Here is a 23,233-nt window from a genome sequence, read left to right on the forward strand (position 1 = left end):
TTTAAGCGCTCGCCGGCCGCGGGTTCGAGTGACATGCGACTGCACGAATATCAGGCGAAGCAGGTCTTCTCCGACGCCGGGATCCCGACACCGGCCTCGGACCTGGCCGGGACCGTCGACGAGGCGGTCGCCGCCGCGGAGGAGATCGGCTATCCGGTCGCCGTCAAGGCACAGGTACACGTCGGCGGACGCGGGAAAGCCGGCGGGATCAAGCTCGCCGACGACGAGAGCGAGGCCCGCGAGGCCGCCGACGACATCCTCGGGATGGACCTCAAGGGCTACACCGTCGACCGCGTCCTCGTCGAGGAGGCCGTCGACTTCGAGAACGAGCTGTACGTCGGCGTCACGATGGACCGCGGCGAGGGCAAGCCCGTCGCCATGGTCTCGACCCGCGGCGGCGTCAACATCGAGGAGGTCGCCGAGGAGGACCCCGACGCCATCGCCCGCGAGCACATCGACCCCGCGTTCGGCATGCACCCCTACCAGGCCCGCAAGGCCGTCTACGACGCCGGCGTCGACCGCGAGATCGCCCGCGACGTGGCCTCGGTCCTGACGACGCTCTACGAACTCTGGGACGACCGCGACGGCTCCGACGCCGAGATCAACCCCCTCATGGTCACCGCGGACAAGGATGTCATCGCCGCCGACGCCGTCTTCAACGTCGACGAGGACGCCCTGTTCCGCCAGCCCGAACTCCAGGAGATGGAGGAGGAAGGCGAGTTTGCCGAGAGCGAACTCGACCGCAAGGCCGACGAGTACGGCTTCGACTACGTCCGCCTGTCGGGCAACGTCGGCATCATCGGCAACGGCGCCGGCCTCGTCATGACGACGCTCGACCTGGTCGACCACTACGGCGGCGAGCCCGCCAACTTCCTCGACGTGGGCGGCGGCGCCAAGGCCGACCGCATCGCCAACGCCCTGGACATGGTCTTCTCCGACGAGAACGTCGACTCGGTCGTGTTCAACATCTTCGGCGGGATCACCCGCGGCGACGAGGTCGCCCGGGGGATCAACCAGGCGCTCGAACAGTTCGACGAGATCCCCAAGCCCGTCGTCGTCCGGCTCGCCGGGACGAACTGGCAGGAGGGCATGGAGATCCTCAACGAGGACCTCGTGACCGTCGAGAAGACGCTGGAGGACGCCGTCCAGCGTGCGGTCGACTACGCCGAGGAGGTGGAAGCATGAGTGTGCTCGTCGACGAAGACAGCCGCGTCATCGTGCAGGGTATCACCGGCGGTGAGGGCAAGTTCCACACCGAGCAGATGATCGAGTACGGGACGAACGTCGTCGCCGGCGCCGTCCCCGGCAAGGGCGGCCAGGAGGTCGCGGGCGTCCCCGTCTACGACACCGTCGCCGAGGCCGCCGAAGAGGAGGACGCCGACACGTCGGTCGTGTTCGTCCCGCCGGCGTTCGCCGGCGACGCCTGCTTCGAGGCGCTGGGCGTCGACGAGCTCGACCTCGTCGTCACCATCACCGAAGGCATCCCCACGCAGGACGTGTCGCGGGTCTACCGCCGCCTGCAGGAGACCGACGCCTACCTCGTCGGCCCGAACTGCCCCGGCGTCATCACCCCCGGCGAGGCCAAGCTCGGCATCCTGCCGGGCAACATCTTCGAGGCCGGCCGCGTCGGCCTCGTCTCCCGCTCGGGCACGCTGACCTACCAGGTCGTCGACAGCCTCACCCAGCGCGGCATCGGCCAGTCGACCGCCATCGGCATCGGCGGCGACCCGATCATCGGCACCTCGTTCATCGAGGCGCTCGCGCTGTTCGAGCAGGACAGCAAGACCGACGCCGTCGTCATGTGCGGCGAGATCGGCGGCGAGGACGAGGAGGAGGCCGCCGAGTACATCGACGAGTACATGACCACGCCCGTCGCCGGCTTCATCGCCGGCCGCACCGCCCCGCCGGGCAAGCGCATGGGCCACGCCGGCGCCATCGTCTCCGGCTCGGGCACCGGCACCGCCCAGTCGAAGATCGACGCCCTCGAATCCGCGGGCGTCCCCGTCGGCGACACCCCCGAGGAAGTCGTCGACAACGTCGAAGACCTGCTGTAGCGGTTCTTTTCTCCCGGATTCTCCGTTTTCGCGGCCGTCTCCGACATCATCCGACCTCGTCCGACGGCCACGCGGCCGTCTCCAGAGACGAAGGCCATCCGCCGGCTCGCTCCCGGATGGACGGTCCTCGTGACGCTCGCGACTGCGGTGGCTGCGATCCCGCTGCGGCTGGTCGCCTACTACCGCCACCGCGGCGGTAACGGCCGGGAGCGGATGGTGTGCCGAGCCGTCCAAGAACGGTCGAGGCGCTCGGCCCCACTGTGGTCCGGGGACCGTCACAGTCGGAAGCTATTTGCATACTCGTTCGAGACGGTGAGCAACGACCGTGACGGACACGAAGAGGGACGCGAACCCTCGGTTCGAAGCGATGACGGACCCGACGGGCGTCAGGATCGTCGACCCGATCGAGTCAGTCGAGTTCGCGTTCGAGACGGACCGGCCGGTGGACCCGACCGCCGTCGACACCGGGGCGTTCGACGTCCCGGTAGACGCCGGGGCGACGGTCGAGACGGGGGCGATCCGGTTCCCCCACCACCTCGGCGTCGTCGTCAGGACGAGGGACGGCGAGCAGGTCGACGACGTATCGACGGCGGACGAGCGCCGGATCTCCGCGGGGAGGTACACGCTCGAACTGAGTACGACGCCGGTGAAGCTCTACTTCCACGTCGACGGTCCCGTGACGATCCGGACCCACGACGACCGCGCGGGGTTCGAGTTCGAGTCGCCGAGACGCGTTCGGATCGGGACTCGAAGCTATCACGAACGGCCGGCGGCGACGGTCACGACGACCCCGGACCCGTCGGCGGTGGCCGCGGTCGTCTCCCGGTTCGGGACGGCGCTGAAGACGACGTCCCCGGAGCGGTCGTGGCCGACGCTGCGCGGGTATCCGCCGCTGGTTGAGGTCGGCGACGAGTCGGCAGTTCCGGACGCGCTCTCCCCGCCGGACACCGGCGTGTCGATCACCGTTCGTCCGGAGCTGGCCGACTGCTTCGCGGTCACGCCGCTGGCGTTCTACCTCGGTGCGACGGTCGAAGTGGGGGACGAGCCCCGTCTCCGCGCCGACGGCCGGGAGTGGTCGCTGACGGCGGCGGGCGACGTCGCCGCGACGGCGACGGACGTCCTGCAGCGGCAGTTCACGCTCGACTGCGTGGTCCGGACCGCCGGGCGCTTCGACCTCGACCTGGTCGAGCGAACGGCGGTCGAGCCCCGGCTGCCGTTCGACCTCGAAGCGATGTACGACAGCGACCTGCCGGCCCGGGTCGCCGCGTACATGGACGTCCCACGGGAGCGGATCGCCGACGCGATCCCGCGCTGGAAACTCACCGTCGACGCCGTCCCGGGCGCTGACCGACTCGACGCGCTCCCACACCTCGCGGCCGAACTCGCGGCCGTCCGCCGTCCCGACGCCGCCTCGCTGGACGACCCGGAACCCCGGTACTGTGACGAACCGTCCGCGCCGTCCGAGAGACGGTGGCTCCCGGACGGGGCGAACGCGGAGGCCGCGTCGATGCGGTCGGCCGGGGCGGCGTGGGACGAGCGGCTCGTCTACCCGCCCCCCTCATCCAGCGTCGAACACGCCTATCTCGGCGACGGCGTGCCGGTCGGGACGAGCGCGATGTCCGCGGCGGCGTACGAGCGGAAACTCGACCGCGAAGTCTCCGACAAGACGGGGATCGGCGTCACCGTCGTCGGCCCCGGCGACCGAACCGGCGAGGGCGGGTCAGTCGCGGACATCTACGCGTCGCGTGGTCTCGAACCGTTCGACACGAGGGTGCTCGCCGACCCCACGGCCGCGGAACTGCGGGCGGCGCTCGCGGCGGACACCGACTTCTTCCACTACGTCGGTCACGTGGACGAGCGCGGGTTCGAGTGCGACGACGGGTTCGTCGACACCCGGACGGTCGACGACGTGGGGGTCGACCTGTTTCTCCTCAACGGCTGCACGTCGTTCGCCCAGGGGCGCGCGCTGGTGGACAACGGGGCGGCGGGCGGGATCGTGACGGTCGCGGACATCTTCGACAGCGTCGCGGCTCGCGTCGGCGAGACGCTGGCGCGACTGCTCGGGCAGGGCTACTCGCTGGCCGCGGCGCTCCGCGTGCTCGGCGCCGCGACGGCGTTCCCGGCCGACATCTACACCGTCGTCGGCGACGGCTCCGTCGCGGTGACGACCAACGAGTCGATCACTCCCGTCGGATACCGCCTCTCGTGGGACGACGGACTCGTCGTCGTCCCGTTCTGTTTCCCGACCGAGAAAGCACCGCTCGGGACCGTCACCGTCCCCTTCGCCGCCGAGAACGACCGACACGTGCTCGCGTCGGGCGACTGCGTCCCGGTCGAGACGACCGTCGACGCGTTCGTCGACAACCTCGACACGGAGCCGTACCCCGTGTTCATCGACGGCGAACTCCGCTGGTCGCCCGACCTCACCCGCGCCGACCTCGAAGCGTGGGTCGAGACGGTACGCGACCGGGCGTGACCGGCCGACGCCCCTTTCACCGCGCCGCCCCAACGCCGATGCGTGATAGTCGCGGAGACGGCGGAAGGGTACCAGTTCGTCACCCAGCCCGACCACGCCGCCCTCGCGGGCCAGTTCGCCGACGCCTGGGGGTCGGCGTCGTTCGACCGCCCCGACCCCTTCGACTCGCTCGCGGTCGCGGCCTACGCCCACGACACGGGCTGGCGGACCTACGACCGCCGCCCCCGCCTCGCGGACGGCGAGCCGGTCGACTTCCGCGAGATGCCCGCCGACACCTGGGTCGACCTCTACGACGAGGGGATCGACGCCGTCACCGGGATGGACGCCTACGCCGGCCTGCTGGTGTCGATGCACGGCGCCGGGCTGCGGAACCAGCGCTACGGCCTCTCGCCGGCGTGGCCGGAGACGCCCGCGACGTTCCGCGCGTTCGTCGACCGCGAGCAGCGACGCCAGCAGCGGCTGCTCGACGCGCTCCTCGACGGCGAGCGCGGTGGACCGGCACCCGCCACGTCCGCCGACCGGGAGCTGCTCCGGTCGCTCCACGACGCGAAGCGCGTTCCCGACGACTACGACGGGCGACTGTGGGACGACTACCGGCGCCTCCAGGCGTGGGACGCCCTCTCGCTGTCCTTCTGTATCACCGACTCCCCGCCCGGCTACGGCGAGATCGACGCCGTTCCCACGACCGGCGGGGACGACGCGACCCTCTCGGTCGCCGCGCTCGGCGACGGCACCTACCGGGTCGACCCCTACCCGTTCGCGACGGCGCCGCTGACGGTGACCGTCCGCGTCCGGACCGTCGACCGCGGGGCAGCCGCCGACGAGGCGACGCTCGCGCGGGCCTACTACGACGCCGGCCTGGAGACGCGACGGTTCACGCTCCGGCCCGCGGACGGGGCGGCCGCCGCGGACAAGTGAGGGGGTCAGAACCTGCGGTCGAGACCGGCCCGCCGCCAAAGCGATTTATCGCAGCGTGTCTTCGTGGTGTGGTATGAAAGAGGAGGCCTGGCGGTCGGTCGAGGTCGTCCGGAACACGGAGGGGAAACCGCACGTCCTCCAGCAGAAGGTCACCGTCTACACCGCGGGCGTCTCCGAGGAGTCGTCGGGCTACACGAAACCGGAAGTCCAGCACCGCCTCGTGCCCCTGGAGAGTCTGGTCGAGTTCGACGGCTGAGTCACGGGACCGGCCGCGGAAGCCGACGCTCGGTCGACGCTCGGCCGGCGAGTGGGCCCGCTGTCCGCCGGGTTCGTCCGAGAGTTTATGGGTGAACCCGCGACCACTCCGCCTCGCCGTGGGAGCGCGCACGCTGGTCGCGGTCGAACGCGACGCCGGCGGGTACGACCTGCACCGCTCGCAGTGGGGCGGCGAGCACGTCGACCGGCTGGTCGCCCTGGTCCGGGCCGACGAGGCGCCCCCCGACCTCGTCGACCCGGAGCCGTTCCGGTCGGGCGCCTCGGCCGAGGCGGTCCTCGACTCGCTCGACCCCCGCGAGTTCGAGGCGTTCGTCGTCGCGGACGGCCGGACCGAGGCGTTCCTGGTCCCCCGGCTGGGCATCGAGACCGGCCGGCAACCCGGATCCCCGGCCCGCGCGGACACCGACCGGAAGACCCGCTCCACCGACGCCGAACCGGCGGCGCTGGTCCCCTGGCCCGGCGAGGCCGCCGCCGAGCGGATCCGACGGTTCCTGCGCACCGCCAAGGACGTGCTCGGCGACGCGGTCGACGCCGGCCTCGTGCCCGCCCCCGCGGCGACGCGATACCTCGCCGTCCGTGTCGCTCGCCACCCCGACACGCCCGACGCCGACGCGGTCCTGTGGATCGACGGGGGTGATCCGCGACGCTGAACCACTGACCGGTCCCGTGTCGCGCGGTTTTTAGCCCCCGGCGCCCAACCCCGAGGCGTGACTGCCGTCGAGGAGGGACTCCGGCTGGAGACGCGCGAGCGCCCGAGCCACGAGACCGCACGGGACCTCGTGGCCGATGCCATCGACGCCGGAGCCCTGGTGACCGTCGTCGGCCGCTGCACCGTCGACTACGAGGGCCGCGCCTCGAGCACGCTCGGTCCCGGCGAGCGGCTGGTGATGCTCAAGCCCGACGGCGCAGCGCTGGTCCACACCGACGAGGGCCAGCAGCCGGTCAACTGGCAGCCGCCGGACTGTGACCACGAGACCCGCCTGGACGAGGGGCACCTCGTCGTCGAGAGCCACCGCGAGACGCCGGAGGAACACCTCCGGGTCGACTTCGAGGCGGTGCTGGAGGTGTCGGCCTACGGGCTGACTGACGAGCGCGACCTCTCGCTCGAAGGCACGGAGGAGGATCTGCGCCAGCGGATCCTCGACGAACCGTCGCTGGTCGAGGAGGGGTTCGTCCCGCTGGCGACCGAGCGGTCGACGCCCGCCGGCGCCGTCGACATCTACGGCGAGGACGCCGACGAGCGGGCAGTCGCCGTCGAACTCAAGCGCCGACGGGTGGGGCCCGACGCCGTGGGGCAACTGGGCCGGTACGTCGACGCGCTGGAGCGGGACCTGCACGCCGACCGACAGATCCGCGGCATCCTCGTCGCGCCGTCGGTCACCGACCGCGCGCGCCGGCTGCTCGCCGAGCGCGGGCTCGAGTTCGTGCCGCTGACGCCCACCGGGCCCGACGACGCGTCGGACTGAACGGTTCCCGTCCGCTTGACCGCCCGACGCCTACTCGTCCAGCGACTCTTTCAGTTCTGCGAGGGCATTCATCGCCTCCAGCGGCGTCATCGTCGCCACGTCGAGGTCGGCAAGTTCCCGTTCGAGGTCCGAGGGTGGGCCACTATCGTCGCCGCCGCCGCTGCCGCTCTCGTCGGCGGTGCTACTCACGCGGACGTTCTCCTCGAGGTCGTGGCCGTTAGACTCGACCGCACCCGGACCGTCCGACCCGGGATCGCTCTCGTCGAGCAACTCCCGGGAGCGGTCGACCACCTCCCCGGGCACGCCGGCGAGCTTCGCCACCTCGATGCCGTAGGAGGCGGCGGCGGCGCCGGGCGCGACCTCGTGTTCGAAGGCCACCTCGCCGTCGGCGTGCTCGGTCTCGAAGTGGAGGTTGAACACGCCCGACAGCTCGTCGGCGATGGCGGTCAGCTCGTGGTGGTGGGTCGCGAAGAGGGTGGTGGCGCCGATCTCGTCGTGAATGTGCTCGGTCACCGCGCGGGCGATCGCGAGGCCGTCGGCGGTGCTGGTCCCGCGGCCGACCTCGTCGAGCAGGACCAGCGACTCGTCGGTGGCGTTGTTGAGGATATCGGCGAGTTCGGTCATCTCGACCATGAACGTCGAGCGGCCGCCGGCGATGTCGTCGCTGGCGCCGACGCGGGTAAAGACTCGGTCGACCACCGGCAGGCGCGCCTCGGCGGCGGGGACGAAACTCCCCGCCTGGGCGAGCACGGAGGTGAGCGCGACCTGGCGCATGTACGTCGACTTGCCGCTCATGTTCGGGCCGGTGATGACGGCGAAGAAGTGCTCGTCGTCGAAGTGGGCGTCGTTGGGGACGAACCGCTCCTCGGCGCGCTCGACGACGGGGTGGCGCCCGGCCTCGACGGCGAACTCCTTGGCGCCGACGCAGGGGCGAGTGTAGTCGAACTTCGCCGCCACGCTCGCGAAGGAGACGAACACGTCCAGCCGGGCGAGCCGGTCGGCCAGCGCCTGCACGCGCTCCGATTCGTCGGCCACGTCGCGGCGCACCTCGCAGAACAGCTCGTATTCGAGGTCGTCCGCGCGGTCCTCGGCGCGGATGATCTCGTCCTCCCGTTCCCTGAGTTCGGGCGTGACGAACCGCTCGGAGTTCTTCAGGGTCTGCCGGCGCTGGTAGTCGTCGGGCACCCGATCGAGGTTCGGGTCGGTCACCTCGATGTAGTAGCCGTGGACGGAGGTGTGGCCGACCTTCAGCGAGTCGATGCCGGTGCGCTCGCGCTCCCCTGCTTCGAGGTCGTCGATCCACGCCTTGCCCTCCCGTTCCGTGCTCCGGAGGTCGGCGAGTTCGTCGTCGAACTCCGGTTTGACGATGCCGCCCTCGGTGAGGTCGGCGTCGGGGTCCTCCTGGATGGCCTCGTCGATCAGTTCGCGCACGTCGGCGAGGGGGTCGAGCTGTTCGCGCAACTCGACCAGCGTCGCCGACTCGGCGTCGTCCAGGGCTGCTCGCACGTCGGGGACGACCGCGAGCGTGTCGTGCAGCGAGCGCAGGTCCCGCGCCGTCGCGCGCCCGCGGGCGACCCGGGAGATGAGCCGCTCGATGTCGTACACGTCGTCGAGCAACTCGTGCAGGTCCTCGCGTAGCCCTACGTCGCCGGTCAGCTCCGCAACGGCGTCGTGGCGGGCGGCGATGCGGTCCTCGTCCAGTAGGGGTCGACGCAGCCAGTCGTCGAGCTTCCGGCGGCCGAGCGCGCAGGCCGTCTCGTCGAGCGCGTCGACGAGCGTGAGCGCCCGGTCGCCGTGGACCGCCCGGCGGTCGAACAGCTCCAGGCTCTCCAGCGCGACGCGGTCCAGTAGCATGTACTCCCGTGGGTCGTAGCGCGTCAGCGTGTTGATGTAGTCGAGCGTGGTGGCCGCGTCGGTCGGGTCGCCGGTGGTGTGGGCCTCGCCGGTGTCGTCCCCGCCGGCGTCCCCCTCGGCGGTCGCGCCAGGCCTGGCCACTTCGGCCGTCGCGTCGTCGCCGATGTCGCCGGCGTCGGGGTTGCCCCCGCGGGTGTACTCGGCGTAGGAAAGCAGGGCGCCGATGGCCCGGACCTCCGCCTCGTCGGCCAGCCCGAGGTCCCCGAAGTACGCCTCGACCCGCTCGCGGGCGCGCTCGGCGTCGAAGGCCGTCCGCTCGTAGGGCGAAACCATGCAGTCGCCGTCGAACACGTCCGTCGGCGCGTCGGGGCCGACGATGGCCTCGGCGGGCGCGAACCGCCCGAGTTCGTCCGCGACCGAGTCCAGCCGGTCGGCGCCCGTCGCGTAGCAGTCGCCCGTCGACACGTCCAGTAGCGCGAGCCCGTACGGGCCGTTCTCGTCGCCGCCGGCGCCCGCACCGCCGCCCGCTCGTTTCGTGTCGCGGGTCGTCGCGTCGCCGCCCGGGCCGTCCGCGGTGAGACAGGCGACGAAGTTGTTGTCGGCGCTCCGCAGGAGTTCGTCCTCGGTGAGCGTCCCCGGCGTGACGACGCGGGTGACCGCCCGGTCGACCACGCCGCTGACCTCGTCGGGGTCCTCGACCTGGTCGGCGACCGCCACGCGGTAGCCCGCCTCCAGCAGCCGCTCGATGTACGACTCGGCGTTGTCGATGGGGATGCCCGCCATCGCGTACTCGCCGGTCGAGTCCTCCCGTTTGGTCAGGGTGATCTCGCAGATGCGGGCCACCCGCTCGGCCGCCTCGCAGAAGGCCTCGTAGAAGTCACCCACCTGGAAGAGCACCAGCGAGTCGTCGTACTCCCGGCAGAGTTCGAAGTACTGGGCCATCATCGGCGTCAGGTCCTCCTCCCGCTCGGCCATCTTCGCCGGCGCTCCCAGTGCCGCGTCCATGGGTGTGTGAGAGCGGGTCCCCCGGGTTATATCCATCGGCTCCCCGTCCCCGAGTTCGTAGAGTCGCTGGAGTCGGTACCACCATCGACAGCAGGTGTTGAGAGCCCTCGACGCGTTCGCTAGCTGGAGTCGGTACCGCAGGGGACAGCAGGCGATGAAAGCCCTCGGCGCGCTCGCGGTCGCTGAGCGACATATCCGCGCTCTCCGCACCGCCCGCGCGGATAGGGGTCGCTCAGACGACTACACAAGCGCGAGCGCGCCTCGCCCTTTCAGTCCGCCAGGGACAGTACCGCGACCGCACAGCACCGAAGACAGCCACGAGCCTCCCCAGCCGATTCGCTCGCCTTCGGCTCGCTCATCCCTCGCACGGTGCTGTCGCGCGATGAAACGCGCGACAGCGCGCGCCACTGTAGTTCAGTCCCGACGCTGTCGGCATCGGCCGCTCACTGCGCCGTCCGTCCCCAGCACTCACACGAGCCGAGTCGCAGAGGGCTTACACGCGTCGGGGACCTACGCCCGGGTATGGCCGCGACACACGACCGTCCCGTCTCGCTGTCGACCCGGGCCGAACTCGACGACCTCGTCGCGAGCCACGACCGGGTGCTCGTCGAGTTCCACACCGAGGGCTGCGGGAAGTGCGCGGCGATGGAGCCGGTCCTGAGCGGGGTCGCCCGCTCGGCCGACGCCGTCGTCGCGACGATGAACCCGCGGGACGACCCGGGACTGATCGACGAGTACGACGTGCGGAGCGTCCCGAAACTGCTGCTGTTCGTCGACGGCGACCTCGCCGGGACTCGCGAAGATGGCGTCCTCAGCGTCGAGGAAGTGCAGGAGTTCGTCGCGGAACGCGGCTGAAGTCGTCGGTAGAACGGCGAACCGGCCGAGCCGTCGGCGGGGTTCCGGTTTCAGTCGAGCGTGACGAGTTCGGTCACGCTCACGTCCTCGAAGACGGCCTCGCTGGTCTCGTCGGCGCTGTGGCTGCAGACCGCGAGGCCGACGACAACGGGGTCGGAGAGGTCGATCCGCCGCTGGTCGATCGGCTGCCAGTCCTCACCGTCGGTCGACCACGACAGCGTCACCGTGCCGTCGACGGCGTCGAGGCGGTACCACAGGTAGGCGTCGTAGGGCTCCTCGAGCTGGTCGCTCCCCGCGGCGGCGCCAGTCTCGTGGCGCCACATCGTCTCGGTGCCGTGGTCGCCGGTCGCGCCGACGAACGCGAACGCGGCGTCGTCGGCGAGCGTGTCCCTGACCATCAGCCCGGCCTTGCTGTACTCGTGGACGGCCTCCAGCTCGTCCAGCCGCCCCTCGATCCGGACCGGCCCGTCGAGTTCGCCGTAGGCGAAGTGGAACTCGTCGATGTCGTGCCAGATGTCCCGGCCGTTGCCGACGACGCGCCAGGAGCCGTCCGACGCGCCCGGCGTCGCCGACCCGGCGACGGACACGTCGCCGACGTCGACGCTCCCGGTGAGTTCGGCCGGTTCGACCGGTTCGACGGGGTTGGGTACCACGACCGGACACTCGGTGAACTCGAAGCGCGCCCCCGGGCCGTCGCCGATCTCGCTCTCGCGGATGTCGACCTCCCAGCCCTGCTGGTCGACGGTCTCGGCGACGATCGCCAGCCCCGTCCCGGTGCCGTCCTCGGTGGTCGTGTAGCCGGCCTCGAGGACCTGCTCGCGCTCGGCCGCGGGGATGCCGGGGCCGTCGTCCTCGACGTAGAAGCCGCGGTCGGTCGTCCCGACGCGGACGGTCACATCCGGCCCGGCGTGGTCGAGGGCGTTCTTCAGGAGATTCTCGACCAGCGGCCGGACGGACTCGGTCTCGGCGATGACCTCGGTGCCCTCGGGGACAGCCACCTCCAGCGTCGCGTCGTCGGTGCCGTGGACGCTCCAGACCTGCTCGACCAGCGGCGCGAGCTCCGTCGAGGAGACGCCCACGTCGAGCACGTCGAGCACCTCCTCGGAGAGGTCGACCGACCGGTCGCCCTTCGAGAGGGCGCTGAGGTCCCCGAGGATCTCCTCGATACGCTCGTTGGCCCGCTCGATCCGGTCGAACGCCTCCTCGTGGCCCTCCCGGGCCTGTTCGAGGGCGCCGACGGAGATCTGCAGCGGCGTCCGCAGGTCGTGGGAGACGTAGCTGGCGAACTCGTCGAACCGGCGCTGCTGTTCCTCCAGCCGGCGCTTGAGCTGCATCCGCTCGGAGACGTCGAGCGCGTAGCCGACCACCCCGATCACGCGGCCGTCCTCGTCGCGCCAGGGCAGCTTCGTCACCTCCGACCAGTGGTCCCCGCCCTGCGTCTCGAAGTGCTCGACCTGGCGGCGGATCGGCTCGCCCGTCTCGGCGACCTGCAGGTCGTCCTCGTAGGCCGCCTGGTCGGACCCCGAACCGTGGTCGAACACCTCCGGGTCGGTCTTCCCGATGAACTCCTCGGGGTCCGGCGTGTACGGCACGTCGGCCATCCGGACGTACCGCCCCTCCTCGTCCTTGGCGAACATCGTCAGCTGCCCCTGCTCGAGCAGCGTCCGGAGGATGCCGCTGTCGGCGGCGGCCCGGCGCCGCTCCCGGAAGGTCGCCACCGCGTCGTCGACGACCGCGGCGAGCGTCTCGTCGGCGGCCGACCGCGGCAGGTACCGACAGTCGGCCCGCCCCGCGACGGCCGCGGCCACCGCCTCGTCGTCGGCAGAGACGACGACTGGCAGGTGGTCGCTGACCGCTCTGGCCGCCTCGACGACGTCGGCGAACCCGGCCTCGTCGACGCCGACAGCGACGATACAGCCCACGTCGTTCCGCGCGGAGAGCCGTTCGGTCAGGTCGTCGCGGTTCGCGACGGCGACGGTCTCGATCGCGTCCGGGACCGCCCCGCGAACGCGGTCCCGGCCGTCGGTCGATCCGCCGACGACGAAGGCAACAGTCGGGTCCGCAAGGAGATGACTCATCGGGATGTTACCGACACCGTATGCGATGCAGGTAAATAAGGCCCGGGGGCCGTCGAGCGGTCCGAACGCCGGTGTCGACCGCCCTACGTATCGATGGCACGACGGATCACAGAGGGGTCGGTCCCGCCGACCAGCAGCGACGTGTACCAGCCGGCCGCCCGCGCCGCGAAGTTGCAGACGTGCAGCGACACGAGCGTCGCCACCAGCCCGAGCGCGGAGACGGCGAGCGCCTCCGGCAGCGTGGTGACGTACCACGTCGTCAGCCGGAACGGGACCGTGAGTCCGACCTCCCAGGTCCGGAGCGCGAACTCGACGGACGGCTGGACGTTCATCTCGCCGGAGACCGGCCGGACGCCGACGTTGACCGACCGGTAGTACAGCGGCACGAGCAGCAGCGACAGCGAGAACACCCCGAGGAACATCAGCAGCGTGAACGCCGCGGTCCCGACGAGGACCTTGCTCAGGAGGAAGACGACCCCCCGCCACGTCGAGAGAGTCGTGAGCGCGTGTCTCAGGTGGGCGACCGGCTCCGAGAGCGGCGGCACGTCGGCGTCGCCCGCGGGGACGTCGACGACGAGCAGCCGGTCGGCGGCGTACCGTTCGAGCGCGGTCAGTTCCCGGACCAGCAGTATCGTCCCGGCCAGCACGGGGAGGCCGACGAGTATCACCGCCAGCCCGATCCCGAGCCCGAAGCCGAGCGGGAGCAGTATCGAGTACGCCATCCCCAGCGGGAACAGCGCCGAGAGGTACAGCAGGTTCGCGTACGTCTGGAGGCGGACGGGCACACCGACGAACCGCCGGAGGAGGGCGCCCGGCCCGCCGGGTACCCGGAGCGCGGGGACCAGTCGGCTCATTGTCGGGTTCTCCGCCGCCGTCGTACTAAAGGTGATCGCACTGGTGCGCGGTCGAGCCCGTGCCCGGTGAGTCGGGTCAGGTCGGGTCGGGTCGGGTCTGGTCGGGTCAGGTCGGGTCGGGTCGGGTCTGGTCGGGTCAGGTCGGGTCGGGTCGGGTCTGGTCGGGTCAGGTCGGGTCGGGTCGGGTCTGGTCGGGTCAGGTCGGGTCGGGTCACGCGCCCGTGAGCGCGTAGAGGATCGACCCGAGGCCGAGGATCTCCAGGGTCGCCCACGCGAGGACGGCGGCGGCGTCGCTGGCGAACAGGACGGAGACCAGCAGCGTCGTGACGACGAAGGGCACGGTGGTCACGAGGAAGATACCGACGCCGAGGAACAGCATCGGGTGGCTGTCGTTGCGCCGGTAGCCGCGGTAGGCCTGGTAGGCGACGAACAGCCCGACCGCGGCGGTCAGCGCGCCGGTGAGCGTCGCGGGCGTGACCCCCGAACTGGCCTGGAGGGGCGCGACCTCGGAGGGGAGGGTCGCCGCGAGCGACGCGGCGCCCGCGAGCGGGACGCTCACGGCGCCACCTCCCGGTGGGGACGGCCGTCCGGGGTGCGTTCGTGGGGGTGTGGTCTGCGTGCGGTCATGGTCGTCCGTAGATAGCGTAGAGGATGCAGCCGAGGCCGAGCAGTTCGCTGACGGTCGTCGACAGCAGGCGGACGGACCCGGGCGCGTCGGTGAGCGTCGGGAGGGCGATGCGGAGGGCGATGGGGCCGGCGGTCAGGAGGACGATCCCGACCGCCAGGAACAGCATCGCCCGGTCGCGGGTGCCCCGGTAGCCCTTCAGCGCCTCGTAGGCGATGAGCAGCGACAGCCCGGCGGCGACGGCCAGCCCCAGCAGGGCCAGCGCCGCGAGCAGGGCGGACCCGCCGGTCGCCGACACCTGCACGACGGGGCCGGGGGCGGGCACGATCGCGGGAGCGGGGGTCGCGGGTATCATGGTTCTGTGAGTCCCTCGAACAGCCGCGTGAACCGGTCGGCGGCGTCCACCTCGCGCCGGGACACGTCGATGGTGTACTCGCCGTCCTCGATCTCGACGGTGACGCGCTCGACGCGGGTCCGGTAGGTCTTGTAGTGGTGGCCGTCCGGGTCCAGCTGCTGCTGTTCGACGATGAGGTCGTACTCGCGGAGCTGTTCGATGCGCCGGTAGATCGTCGGCTCGGAGGCGTCGCAGCGCTCGGCCAGCGCCGAGGCCGACAGCGCCTCCCGGCTCGACTCGACCAGGATCGCGCGGGCGTACTCGTCGTCGAGCAACGAGATCACGTCCGCCTCCTCGGGATCCTGCCCGGCTGCCATCACCCGACCGTTTTCCCGGCGGTCATATAAAAGGGGTCACACGCTTTCCGACCCGGAAACTGTGGGCCGGGGAACTCGCCCCCGACCCCGGTCCGGGGCGCTACGCGGGAGTCGCGACCCAGGTGACGACCACCGGGAGGGCGGCGCCGGTCGAGACCAGGGGCAGGAGGTACAGATAGGCGGGGGCCGGCTCCTCACCGTCGCGGAGGGCGTCGGGGTCGCGGTACATCTGAACGGTTCCGAGGAGCGCGAACCCGCCGAGGCCGGCCATCCCGGCCTCGTAGGTCGTCGCGGTGCCAGCGAGCGCCGCCAGCGCGAACTCGCCGACGAACGTGGCGCCCATCAGACCGAAGACGTACGCGATCACGTCGACGCGTCGGATCCGCTCGCTCGGAGGGCTGGAGAGGGCGGTCGCCATACCGGATCGTCTCCGCTCAGTCACAGGAACGTTTCGGTCGACCGGCGCGCGGGCCGCCGGGCGGCTCGCGTGCCGCCGAGCGGCACGCGGTCCCGCCGGACGGCCGTCGAGTCTACCCGAACCCCTCGGCCTCGATGTACCGGCCGGGAACGCCGACGGACTCGGCGGCGTCGACGAGGCTGTTGACCATCACGTTGATCCCGCAGGCGTACACCTCGGCGTTCCCGGGGTCGATGCGCGCGTCGACGCCGGAGGCGGGCGCCTCGTCGAGCCACCCCTCCAGTTCCCGGCCGAGGGGCTCGGTCACCGCCGACCCGTCGACGTGTTTGACGAACGCGTGCTGGACGTAGTCGGTCTCGCCCGTCCACTCGCTGAGGTACGATTCGCGGCTGAGACAGGGGACGAAGTGGAAGTGTTCGTGCTCGCGGTCGTACTCCCGGAACGCCTCGCGGTAGGGCAGGTCGTCCTCCCAGGCGGCGCCGAGGAACAGCCACACGTCGCGACGGTCGCCGTCGACCACGTCGTCGCCGGTGTCGAAGACGTAGTCGATCATCCCCTTCAGCGGCGCGACGCCCGTGCCGGTCGCCATGAACACCAGGTCCCGCGTCGAGGGCCCGTCGAGGACGAGTTCCCCCCGGGGCCCGCGCATCGTCACCTCGTCGCCCACGTCGAGGTCGCGACAGAGCCGCGGGGAGAGGTCGCCGCCCGGGACGCGCCGGACGCAGATCTCGACCGTGTCGCGGGTGGGCGAGCTCGCCAGCGAGTACGCCCGCGACTCGCCGCAGTAGCGCAGCCCGACGTACTGGCCGGCGAGGTACTCGAAGGTGTCGTCGGGTTCCAAGGCGATCCGGACGAGCATCGGATGGGGGCGTTCGTAGCGCTCCAGCAGCGTCGCACACCGGCGCGCGAACCTCGCGTAGCCGTCGGCGCGCAGTTCCGCGACGAGCTGTCCCCAGTCGTCGTAGTCGCTGACGCTCTCGTAGCGGTCGGCCAGCCCCTCCCGCTCGAACCAGTGGTCGACCGTTCGGCGGACCTCCTCGGTCCGGTCGCGGTCCATCGCCTCCCGCTCGACGACCGTCGCCGACTCGGTCACCAGCGGCAGCTCGGCGATCCGGTCGTGTTTCGACGCGTGCTCCCTGACGGGCATACAGTTACGTGATGCCCGTGGTAGTAAGAAGTACGGGCCGCGACGGGTCCTGACCCGCTACCGGTTTCGAGGTGGCGTTCGGGTTACTCGTCGGCCGACCGCTCGCGCTCCATCTCGGCGGAGCGGATGCCGAACAGCGAAAAGAACCGGCGCATCCTGTCCGACCCGGTCTTGATGCGCGTCGGATAGGTGCTGTCGGAATCGGTTTCGCTCATCCATCCCGAGGTTGCCCGTCCCGCCACTTGACTCTTCCCCACACGGCGACCGTCAGCAGGACGACTCCAGCGGCGAAGGCTGCCGATTGCTCCGTGGGCGAGACGCCGAACGAACGGGCGACGACGGTGACTGCAGTCGCGTACAGCAAGCACAGGCTCCCGGCGATCAGCAGGAGTTGCGCGACTTCGAGATACTCGGCGTTCTGTTCGATCTCCGCCTGGATCGACGTGCTCGCGTCGTCCAGCCGGCCGATCGCTCCGTCCAGCCAGGCGTCGCGCGGTGCGCGTCCGGCTGACCGCAAGTCTCCCTCCCTGATCTCGACCGGGTACTCGGTGACCGTGTAGATACCGACGCCCACGAACGCCGATCCGAATACCGCGACCGTCCCGAACGACCCGATGATCGCCGGGACGAGCGAGAGGTCGGAGACGCTGGCAGGACCGGCTGCCGTGAGCGCACCGGCGATGAACCCGAGGATCAGGACGGCGGTCCGCGTCGTCCGCATCGCCTTGTCGTCGATGTTCTCGAGCGTTGCGACCTGTCGATCGTACACGCGTCGGGCACCGGCGAGCGCTTCACTCCTCGCGTCGCCGTCGTCGGCCATGAGGGCGACGTATCGCACGAATTGTCAAAATAGTATTGATTCTGCCGGACGGTTCCGGTCCCGGGAGCCAGTCGCCCGCAGTCGATCCCAGCACGGACACGGCATCGAAGCGACAGTACCAGTCGAGTCGCTCGAACTGGTTCGTGGTGAAGTGCCTTCAGCGCCCTTCGACCAGCCGCCGGAGGTGCTCCGGCGGGACGGCGCCGCGGGCGGCGTACTCGCCGTAGGTGAAGGTGGGCACGCCCGTCACGCCCTCGCGCCGGGCGGCGTCGAACCGCTCGGTGACCCGTTCGTGCCACTGTTCGTCGTCGACGGTCTCCCGGATCTCCGCGGGGTCGAGGTCCACGTCGGCTGCCAGGTCAGCGAGCACGTCCGCGTCGCCGATGTCCCGCTCGTCCTGCCAGAGCGCGTCGAGGATCGCCTCGTCGAAGGCGAGCCACTGCTCGTAGGGGTAGGACTCCTTGACGTAGAACGAGGCGACCTGCGCGGGCAGCGAGTCGATCTCCCTGGAGAGCGCGAGGCTCATCTCGACGCCGTATTCGTCCTGCAGACGCTCGACGTTCTCCTTCGCCTGCTCGAAGTAGTCCTCGTCCTTGCCGTCGTCGACGGAGTGGTCGATGGTCCCGTCGGGTCGGCGCTTGTCCGCCCGCAGGTCGAAGGGGTACCAGTCGATCCGCAACCGCTCGTCGCGCTCGTTCTGGTACTGCGCCAGCGACTCCCGGCCGAGGTAACAGAACGGACAGACGTAGTCGGAGTAGATCCCGATGGGCTGGGCGTCGGCGTCCCCGTCGGTACCCGCGTCGGGTTCGGTGTTGCTCATGGCTCTCGATTGCGGTCGCACGGGGAAAAGCGCCCGGTAACACGGGTGTCACCGGCCGTCGACTCCGGCATCACTGGTCGCCACCCTGTCCTCGTTCGGTGTCGTCCCCCGGCCGTCACTCCCGGCTGTCATAGAGTAGCAAGGCGGAAACCCACGACTTCAGTCGTGGGAGGAAGCCGACGACACCGACACACTCCACGACCGATGGCAGGCAGACTCCCACGCGATTCGGTAAATAATATAAATCTACGCCTCACTATATGAAGTATGGTGGAGGTGCGGCGAACTGTTGTTATCAAACTGACGGTCGACGACAGCGACGCAGCTCTCCTCCAGGAGACCATCGAGGAGTACTTGTGGGCTGCCAACTACGTCGTCGAGGACGCCTGGCAGGACGAGTACAAGCCCACGTCCAAGCAGCAGCTCCACGAGCGGACGTATACGGACGTACGCGAACAGACGCGACTGCAGGCCAATCTCGTCCAATCCGCGCGGAACAAGGCTGCCGAGGCGATCAAGGGCGTCGTCGCGCGCTGGCAAGCGGGCAAAAACGCCTCACGACCACAGTTCACTACGCCGTCAGTCCGCTACGACAAGCGCAGCGCGACCTTCCACGACGACCACGTCTCGCTCTCGACGGTCGATGGCCGCATCGAGGCCGACTATATCCTCCCGCCAGAAGGCGACAATCCGCAGACGGAGTATCTCCGCGACGACGACTACGAGATCACGGGCGCGACGCTCCAGTACCGCGAGGCGACGGACACGTTCTTTCTTCACATCGGCACAAGGGCCGAGGTGGAGTCGGAGATACCGGACACCGGCGATGCCGAGCACAGCACAGTCCTCGGTGTCGACCTCGGTATCGAACAGCTCGCCGTCACCTCGACCGGCCAGTTCTGGAGCGGTGGTCTCCTGAACCACCGTCGACGGGAGTACGAACGCGTCCGTGGAAATCTCCAACAGACCGGGACAGAATCAGCCCATCGAACGCTCGAGCAACTGGGCGATCGGGAGACACGATGGGTCGAGGACTACTTGCACCGGGTTTCGAAGGCTATCGTTCAGGAAGCACTCGCTCACGACTGCGAGACGATCGTCTTCGAGGAGTTGACCGATATCCGCGAGCGGCTGCCCAACGCCAAGCAATTCCACGCCTGGGCGTTCCGTCGATTGTACGACTACGTCGCCTACAAGGCCGAAGCGGAAGGCATCGAGACGACGCAAGTCGATCCAGCGTACACGTCCCAGCGCTGTTCGAAGTGCGGGACGACACTGGTAGAAAACCGCTCGTCACAGGCGCGGTTCTGTTGCCAGAAGTGTGGCTACGAGGTCAACGCCGATTACAACGCAGCGAAGAACATCGGCGTTCGGTATCTCCGTGCGGGGCAGAAGTCTCCGCACGGAGGGGTGACACGTCACCTCGCCCTGAAGTCGGGGACGCTGAACGTGAACGGCGAGTATTCGCCTGCCGCTCCGTAGCGGCCAGAACGGGAGTCCACCGACAAGCCCACGGCTTTAGCCGTGGGTTGGTGACCCTCGACATGGTGTACATGACGCAGGGGACCATCCCCTGGGTCCCGTTCCTCGGCTGAACGGGCTGGGGTCAGTAGTGGCCCATCAGGCCCTGTCGGCGGGCGCGGGCGCCCATCCACTGGAAGGCGCCGTAGCCGACGGCGAAGTAGACGACGGCCGCGCTGGCCAGCAGGCCGAGTTCGCCCGGGGGGAACTCCCAGAGGCGGATCCCCTCGGCCATCGAGCGCGTGAGCAGGTAGCTCCCCTGGGAGATCGGGAGCAGGCGGACCCAGACGGTACCGACGGTCGGCGCGGCGATGAGTCCGATGAGGGCGAACTGCATGATGTTGAAGATGTTCTCGACGCGCTTGTACAGCAGCGCGAGGCCGCCGAAGAGGAAGCCGAGGCCGACCGCGGGCGCGACCGCGAACACCGTCAGGACGAGGACGGTACCGACCGGCAGGTGCAGCGACTCGCCGGTGACCGCGATCATGAACGCCAGCGTCGCGCCGCCCCAGGCGAGGGTCTCGAGGAGGCCAACGAGGACGCCCGCGACCATCACCTTGCCGTAGCCGAACGGGGACATGTACAGCTGTTCGAGCGTCCCCCACTCGGACTCCTGGGTGACGCTGCGGGCGACGCCCGAGAACGACCCCAGGGCCATGCTCCAGAGGAAGTACCCGACGATGATGCCGCCGAGGCTGTCGGTCAGCGCCTGCCCGGCCACCGCGCGGCCGCCGAAGAAGATCATCCCGAAGAAGATGAACGTCATCGCCAGCCCCGAAAGCGTGTTCAGCGGGTAGCGGTACATCAGCAGCAGCCGCTTTTTCGCCTGCGCCCACAGGAGCGTCAGCAGGGTCCCGGTACCGCGTTCGCGCTCGCCGTCGCGTCCGGTCGCCCCGGACCCGCGAGCCGGCCCTTCGGGCGCGGCGGTGTCGGTACTCATCGACGGTCACCCCCGTCGGCGCGGGCCGCCCGCTCCGGCCCGTCCGGGTCGGTCGCGGGGCTGGCCTCCTCGCCGCCGGTCAGTTCGAGGAACACCTCCTCCAGGTCGGGGTCGACCGACTCGACCTCGTAGACGGTCAGGTCGGCCGCCCGCAGCACGTCCATGAGGTCGTAGAACCGTCCGGGGTCGCCCAGCGACACCTCGAAGGCCGTCCGGTCGCCGAGTCGCTCGAACTCCTCGACGCCGTAGGCCTCCCGGAGTCGGTCGCGGGTGTCGTCGTCGACGATGTCGGGCAGGGGTTCGGCGGTCGTCCCGTCGCGGCCGGGTTCGTCGTCGCCGGCCCCGCCGGCTTCCGCCCGGCCGACGACGACGCGGTAGGCGAACGTGCGGAACACGTCGACGAGGTCGGAGACGGCGTCGTCGGCGATGATCTCGCCGTCCGCCATGATGATCACGCGGTCACAGACCTCCTGAACCACGTCCATGTCGTGGCTGGAGAGGACGATCGTCATCTCCTCCTGGTCGGCGAGCCGGCGGATCTCCCGCCGGAGGTCGACCGACGACGCCACGTCCAATCCGAGCGTCGGCTCGTCGAGGAAGGCCACCTCGACGTCCCGCGCCAGCGCGCAGGCAAGCGAGACCTTCTGTTTCTGGCCGCGCGAGAGGTCGTTGACCGGCGTGTCGGCCTTCTCCGCGAGCGAGAGCTGGTCGAGGAGGGCGTCGTGGCGGTCGCTGACCGCGGCCGGCGACTCCCCGCCGATAGCCGCGAAGTACTCCAGGTTCTCCCGGACGGTGAGCCGCCAGTAGACGTTGCGCGCCCCCTCCAGCATCGCGCCGAGGCGGGCGTAGGCCGACCGCGGGTCGTCGTAGACGTCCGTCCCCGCGACCCGCACGTCGCCCTCGTCGGCGACGATCAGCCCCAGGACCGACTTGATGAGCGTCGTCTTCCCGGCGCCGTTCGGCCCGAGGACGCCCACGACCGTCCCGGGTTCCACGTCGAGGCTCACGTCGTCGACCGCCCGGACCGCCTCCTCGCCGTCGCCGAACGTCTTCGAGAGGTCGCTGACCGAGAGGGCCGGCGCCGCGTCCGTCGACGCGTCGTCGCGCTCGGCGGCGGCCTCCCGCTCGTCGGGGACCCGTTCAGGTGCCGTCGTCATCGTGGGAGCGGATAGCGGGTGTCAGCGTATAACCATTTCCTGTAGGGCCGTTCAGTTTCGGATCTGATAGGACGTAACCGTTTTTCGACCGGCCGGGGAAGCGGTGGTATGGTCGATGGAAGCGGGTCCGGGCACACGGACGGGGATGGGGCGGAGACGGCGGATGGAGAGGCGACGGCCGGCGGAGACACGGAGGCGGACCGAGCGGCGGACGTGGACGACGCCGACAGAGCGGGCGACGCCGACGCGGCGGACGACGCCGAGGGGGCGGACGGAGCGGGCGACGCGGGCGTCGCCCCGACGGCGGTCTTCGAGCTGCTCGCCGACGAGACGCGGCTGGCGATCGTCCGCGAGCTGGCGGGGGTGCGCCGGGCGAACTGGCAGTGGGCCGGGCTGTCGTTCGCCGACCTTCGGCGGGCGGTCGGGGCCGGCGACGCCGGCAACTTCAGCTACCACCTGGAGAAGCTCCGCGGCCCGCTCGTCGTGAAGGACGGCGGCGAGTACTACCTCCGCAACCGCGGGATGGAGCTGGTCGGCGCGCTCGAATCCGGTCGGTACACGGGACCCGGGGAGCGGCTGCGCGAGCCGACCGACTACGACTGCCCCTACCCCGACTGCGACCGGGCGCTGCGGGCCGTCTACGACGACCAGTACTTCCGGCTGCGCTGTCCCGACCACCACGTGTTCAACGGGACGGCCGTCCCGCCGGCCGCTGCCGACCACCTGGCGGTCGACGAACTGGTCGCGGTCACGATGCTGGACCTCCGCGAGCAGGTGAAGCGGGCCCGCGCCGGCGTCTGTCCGAACTGCTGGGGTCCGATGGCGGCTCGACTGCCGTCGGAGAACCCGACGCTCCCGTCGATGTCCGACGCCGGCGCGGGCGTCCCCGACGACGCGCTGCTCGCGACGTTCGCCTGCGACCGGTGCGACACGGCGTTCGACCTCCCGCCGGGCGCCTGCGTCGTCGACCACCCCGCTGTCGTCGCCTTCCACCACGACCACGGCGAGGACATCCGTCACCGGCCCTACGTCGCGCTCCCGTTCTGCGGGCTCGGCCGCGCGGACCTCGAATCGACCGACCCCGTCCGCGTCCGGGTCGACGTGCGCCTCGACGACGACACACTCTACCTGTGGCTCGACGGGGAGACGAACGTGGTGGCGTACGAACGTGAGCGGACCGTCGGCGAGGACGAAGGGGAGCGGACCGTCGGCGGGGAGGAGTCGGCAGGACGGTGACG

Annotated in this window: 22 protein-coding genes and 1 pseudogene; 10 read left to right on the top strand and 13 right to left on the bottom strand. The window is 70.4% G+C overall.

All coding sequences use genetic code 11. The annotated features are described in order from the left end of the window. The first annotated feature begins 33 nt into the window (after positions 1–33). From sucC to nucS, 7 genes are all read left to right on the top strand, one after another. The gene (sucC, locus tag ACMGFG_RS21425; RefSeq protein WP_436932332.1) at positions 34–1,185 is read left to right on the top strand and encodes an ADP-forming succinate--CoA ligase subunit beta; all 1,152 of its coding nucleotides are present in this window, start codon (positions 34–36) and stop codon (positions 1,183–1,185) included. Then, positions 1,182–2,054: a succinate--CoA ligase subunit alpha gene (gene sucD / locus ACMGFG_RS21430; RefSeq protein ID WP_135364224.1), complete on the top strand. Its 873-nt coding sequence runs from the start codon at positions 1,182–1,184 to the stop codon at positions 2,052–2,054. The genes sucC and sucD overlap by 4 nt, the downstream gene beginning before the upstream one ends. 325 nt (positions 2,055–2,379) lie before the next feature. Continuing rightward, on the top strand, positions 2,380–4,530 hold the full coding sequence (locus tag ACMGFG_RS21435) for a hypothetical protein (protein WP_436932333.1): 2,151 nt from the start codon (positions 2,380–2,382) through the stop codon (positions 4,528–4,530). A gap of 42 nt (positions 4,531–4,572) precedes the next feature. Further along, positions 4,573–5,448, top strand: a complete 876-nt coding sequence (locus tag ACMGFG_RS21440) for a DUF3891 family protein (RefSeq protein WP_436932334.1) — start codon at positions 4,573–4,575, stop codon at positions 5,446–5,448. A gap of 73 nt (positions 5,449–5,521) precedes the next feature. Beyond that, positions 5,522–5,704, top strand: coding sequence for a hypothetical protein (locus ACMGFG_RS21445; RefSeq protein ID WP_436932335.1), 183 nt, complete (start codon positions 5,522–5,524; stop codon positions 5,702–5,704). 118 nt (positions 5,705–5,822) lie between these two features. Continuing rightward, positions 5,823–6,374: a DUF6735 family protein gene (locus ACMGFG_RS21450; RefSeq protein WP_436932336.1), complete on the top strand. Its 552-nt coding sequence runs from the start codon at positions 5,823–5,825 to the stop codon at positions 6,372–6,374. Positions 6,375–6,431: 57 nt separating this feature from the next. Continuing rightward, positions 6,432–7,190, top strand: a complete 759-nt coding sequence (gene nucS, locus ACMGFG_RS21455; protein ID WP_436932337.1) for an endonuclease NucS — start codon at positions 6,432–6,434, stop codon at positions 7,188–7,190. A gap of 30 nt (positions 7,191–7,220) precedes the next feature. Here nucS and mutS read toward each other — a convergent pair whose 3' ends face one another. After that, positions 7,221–10,049 carry a DNA mismatch repair protein MutS gene (gene mutS, locus ACMGFG_RS21460; RefSeq protein ID WP_436932338.1) on the bottom strand — a complete coding sequence of 943 codons (2,829 nt, stop codon included), beginning with the start codon at positions 10,047–10,049 and terminating at the stop codon, positions 7,221–7,223. 522 nt (positions 10,050–10,571) lie between these two features. Between mutS and ACMGFG_RS21465 the strand changes: the two genes are divergently transcribed. Continuing rightward, on the top strand, positions 10,572–10,904 hold the full coding sequence (locus ACMGFG_RS21465; protein WP_436932339.1) for a thioredoxin family protein: 333 nt from the start codon (positions 10,572–10,574) through the stop codon (positions 10,902–10,904). Between the two features lie 50 nt (positions 10,905–10,954). On the opposite strand, the gene ACMGFG_RS21470 is transcribed toward ACMGFG_RS21465, so the two are convergent. From ACMGFG_RS21470 to ACMGFG_RS21515, 10 genes are all read right to left on the bottom strand, one after another. Next, positions 10,955–12,982: a PAS domain-containing protein gene (locus ACMGFG_RS21470; protein ID WP_436932340.1), complete on the bottom strand. Its 2,028-nt coding sequence runs from the start codon at positions 12,980–12,982 to the stop codon at positions 10,955–10,957. 83 nt (positions 12,983–13,065) lie between these two features. Continuing rightward, positions 13,066–13,836, bottom strand: a complete 771-nt coding sequence (locus ACMGFG_RS21475; RefSeq protein ID WP_436932341.1) for a sensor domain-containing protein — start codon at positions 13,834–13,836, stop codon at positions 13,066–13,068. Positions 13,837–14,047: 211 nt separating this feature from the next. Beyond that, the gene (locus ACMGFG_RS21480) at positions 14,048–14,395 is read right to left on the bottom strand and encodes a DUF7521 family protein (RefSeq protein ID WP_436932342.1); all 348 of its coding nucleotides are present in this window, start codon (positions 14,393–14,395) and stop codon (positions 14,048–14,050) included. A 64-nt stretch (positions 14,396–14,459) separates the two neighbouring features. Further along, positions 14,460–14,786 carry a DUF7521 family protein gene (locus ACMGFG_RS21485; protein ID WP_436932343.1) on the bottom strand — a complete coding sequence of 109 codons (327 nt, stop codon included), beginning with the start codon at positions 14,784–14,786 and terminating at the stop codon, positions 14,460–14,462. A 26-nt stretch (positions 14,787–14,812) separates the two neighbouring features. Continuing rightward, positions 14,813–15,172, bottom strand: coding sequence for a helix-turn-helix domain-containing protein (locus ACMGFG_RS21490; protein WP_436932344.1), 360 nt, complete (start codon positions 15,170–15,172; stop codon positions 14,813–14,815). Between the two features lie 100 nt (positions 15,173–15,272). Then, the gene (locus ACMGFG_RS21495) at positions 15,273–15,590 is read right to left on the bottom strand and encodes a hypothetical protein (protein ID WP_436932345.1); all 318 of its coding nucleotides are present in this window, start codon (positions 15,588–15,590) and stop codon (positions 15,273–15,275) included. Between the two features lie 112 nt (positions 15,591–15,702). Further along, positions 15,703–16,737 (bottom strand): ferredoxin--NADP reductase, encoded by a 1,035-nt coding sequence (locus ACMGFG_RS21500; protein WP_436932346.1) that lies wholly within the window; start codon positions 16,735–16,737, stop codon positions 15,703–15,705. A gap of 83 nt (positions 16,738–16,820) precedes the next feature. Continuing rightward, a complete protein-coding gene (locus ACMGFG_RS21505) occupies positions 16,821–16,952 on the bottom strand; it encodes a hypothetical protein (RefSeq protein ID WP_436932347.1) in 132 nt (43 codons plus the stop codon). Beyond that, positions 16,949–17,557 carry a hypothetical protein gene (locus tag ACMGFG_RS21510; protein WP_436932348.1) on the bottom strand — a complete coding sequence of 203 codons (609 nt, stop codon included), beginning with the start codon at positions 17,555–17,557 and terminating at the stop codon, positions 16,949–16,951. Before ACMGFG_RS21510 ends, ACMGFG_RS21505 begins: the two co-directional genes overlap by 4 nt. A gap of 157 nt (positions 17,558–17,714) precedes the next feature. Continuing rightward, complete coding sequence (locus ACMGFG_RS21515; protein WP_436932349.1) at positions 17,715–18,377, bottom strand: DsbA family oxidoreductase; 663 nt, start codon at positions 18,375–18,377, stop codon at positions 17,715–17,717. Between the two features lie 267 nt (positions 18,378–18,644). Here ACMGFG_RS21515 and ACMGFG_RS21520 point away from each other — a divergent pair. Continuing rightward, positions 18,645–19,899, top strand: a pseudogene (locus ACMGFG_RS21520) (RNA-guided endonuclease InsQ/TnpB family protein). Between the two features lie 84 nt (positions 19,900–19,983). Here the strand turns inward: ACMGFG_RS21520 and ACMGFG_RS21525 are convergent. After that, positions 19,984–20,838 (bottom strand): ABC transporter permease, encoded by an 855-nt coding sequence (locus tag ACMGFG_RS21525; protein ID WP_436932350.1) that lies wholly within the window; start codon positions 20,836–20,838, stop codon positions 19,984–19,986. Further along, positions 20,835–21,995 carry an ABC transporter ATP-binding protein gene (locus tag ACMGFG_RS21530; protein WP_436932351.1) on the bottom strand — a complete coding sequence of 387 codons (1,161 nt, stop codon included), beginning with the start codon at positions 21,993–21,995 and terminating at the stop codon, positions 20,835–20,837. The genes ACMGFG_RS21525 and ACMGFG_RS21530 overlap by 4 nt, the downstream gene beginning before the upstream one ends. Positions 21,996–22,103: 108 nt before the next feature. Here ACMGFG_RS21530 and ACMGFG_RS21535 point away from each other — a divergent pair, with 108 nt between their 5' ends. Continuing rightward, positions 22,104–23,231 (top strand): winged helix-turn-helix domain-containing protein, encoded by a 1,128-nt coding sequence (locus tag ACMGFG_RS21535; protein WP_436932352.1) that lies wholly within the window; start codon positions 22,104–22,106, stop codon positions 23,229–23,231. Positions 23,232–23,233: the final 2 nt, after the last annotated feature.

This window comes from Halosimplex halobium (assembly GCF_051414055.1).
In the GTDB taxonomy this organism is placed as follows: Archaea; Halobacteriota; Halobacteria; order Halobacteriales; family Haloarculaceae; genus Halosimplex; species Halosimplex halobium.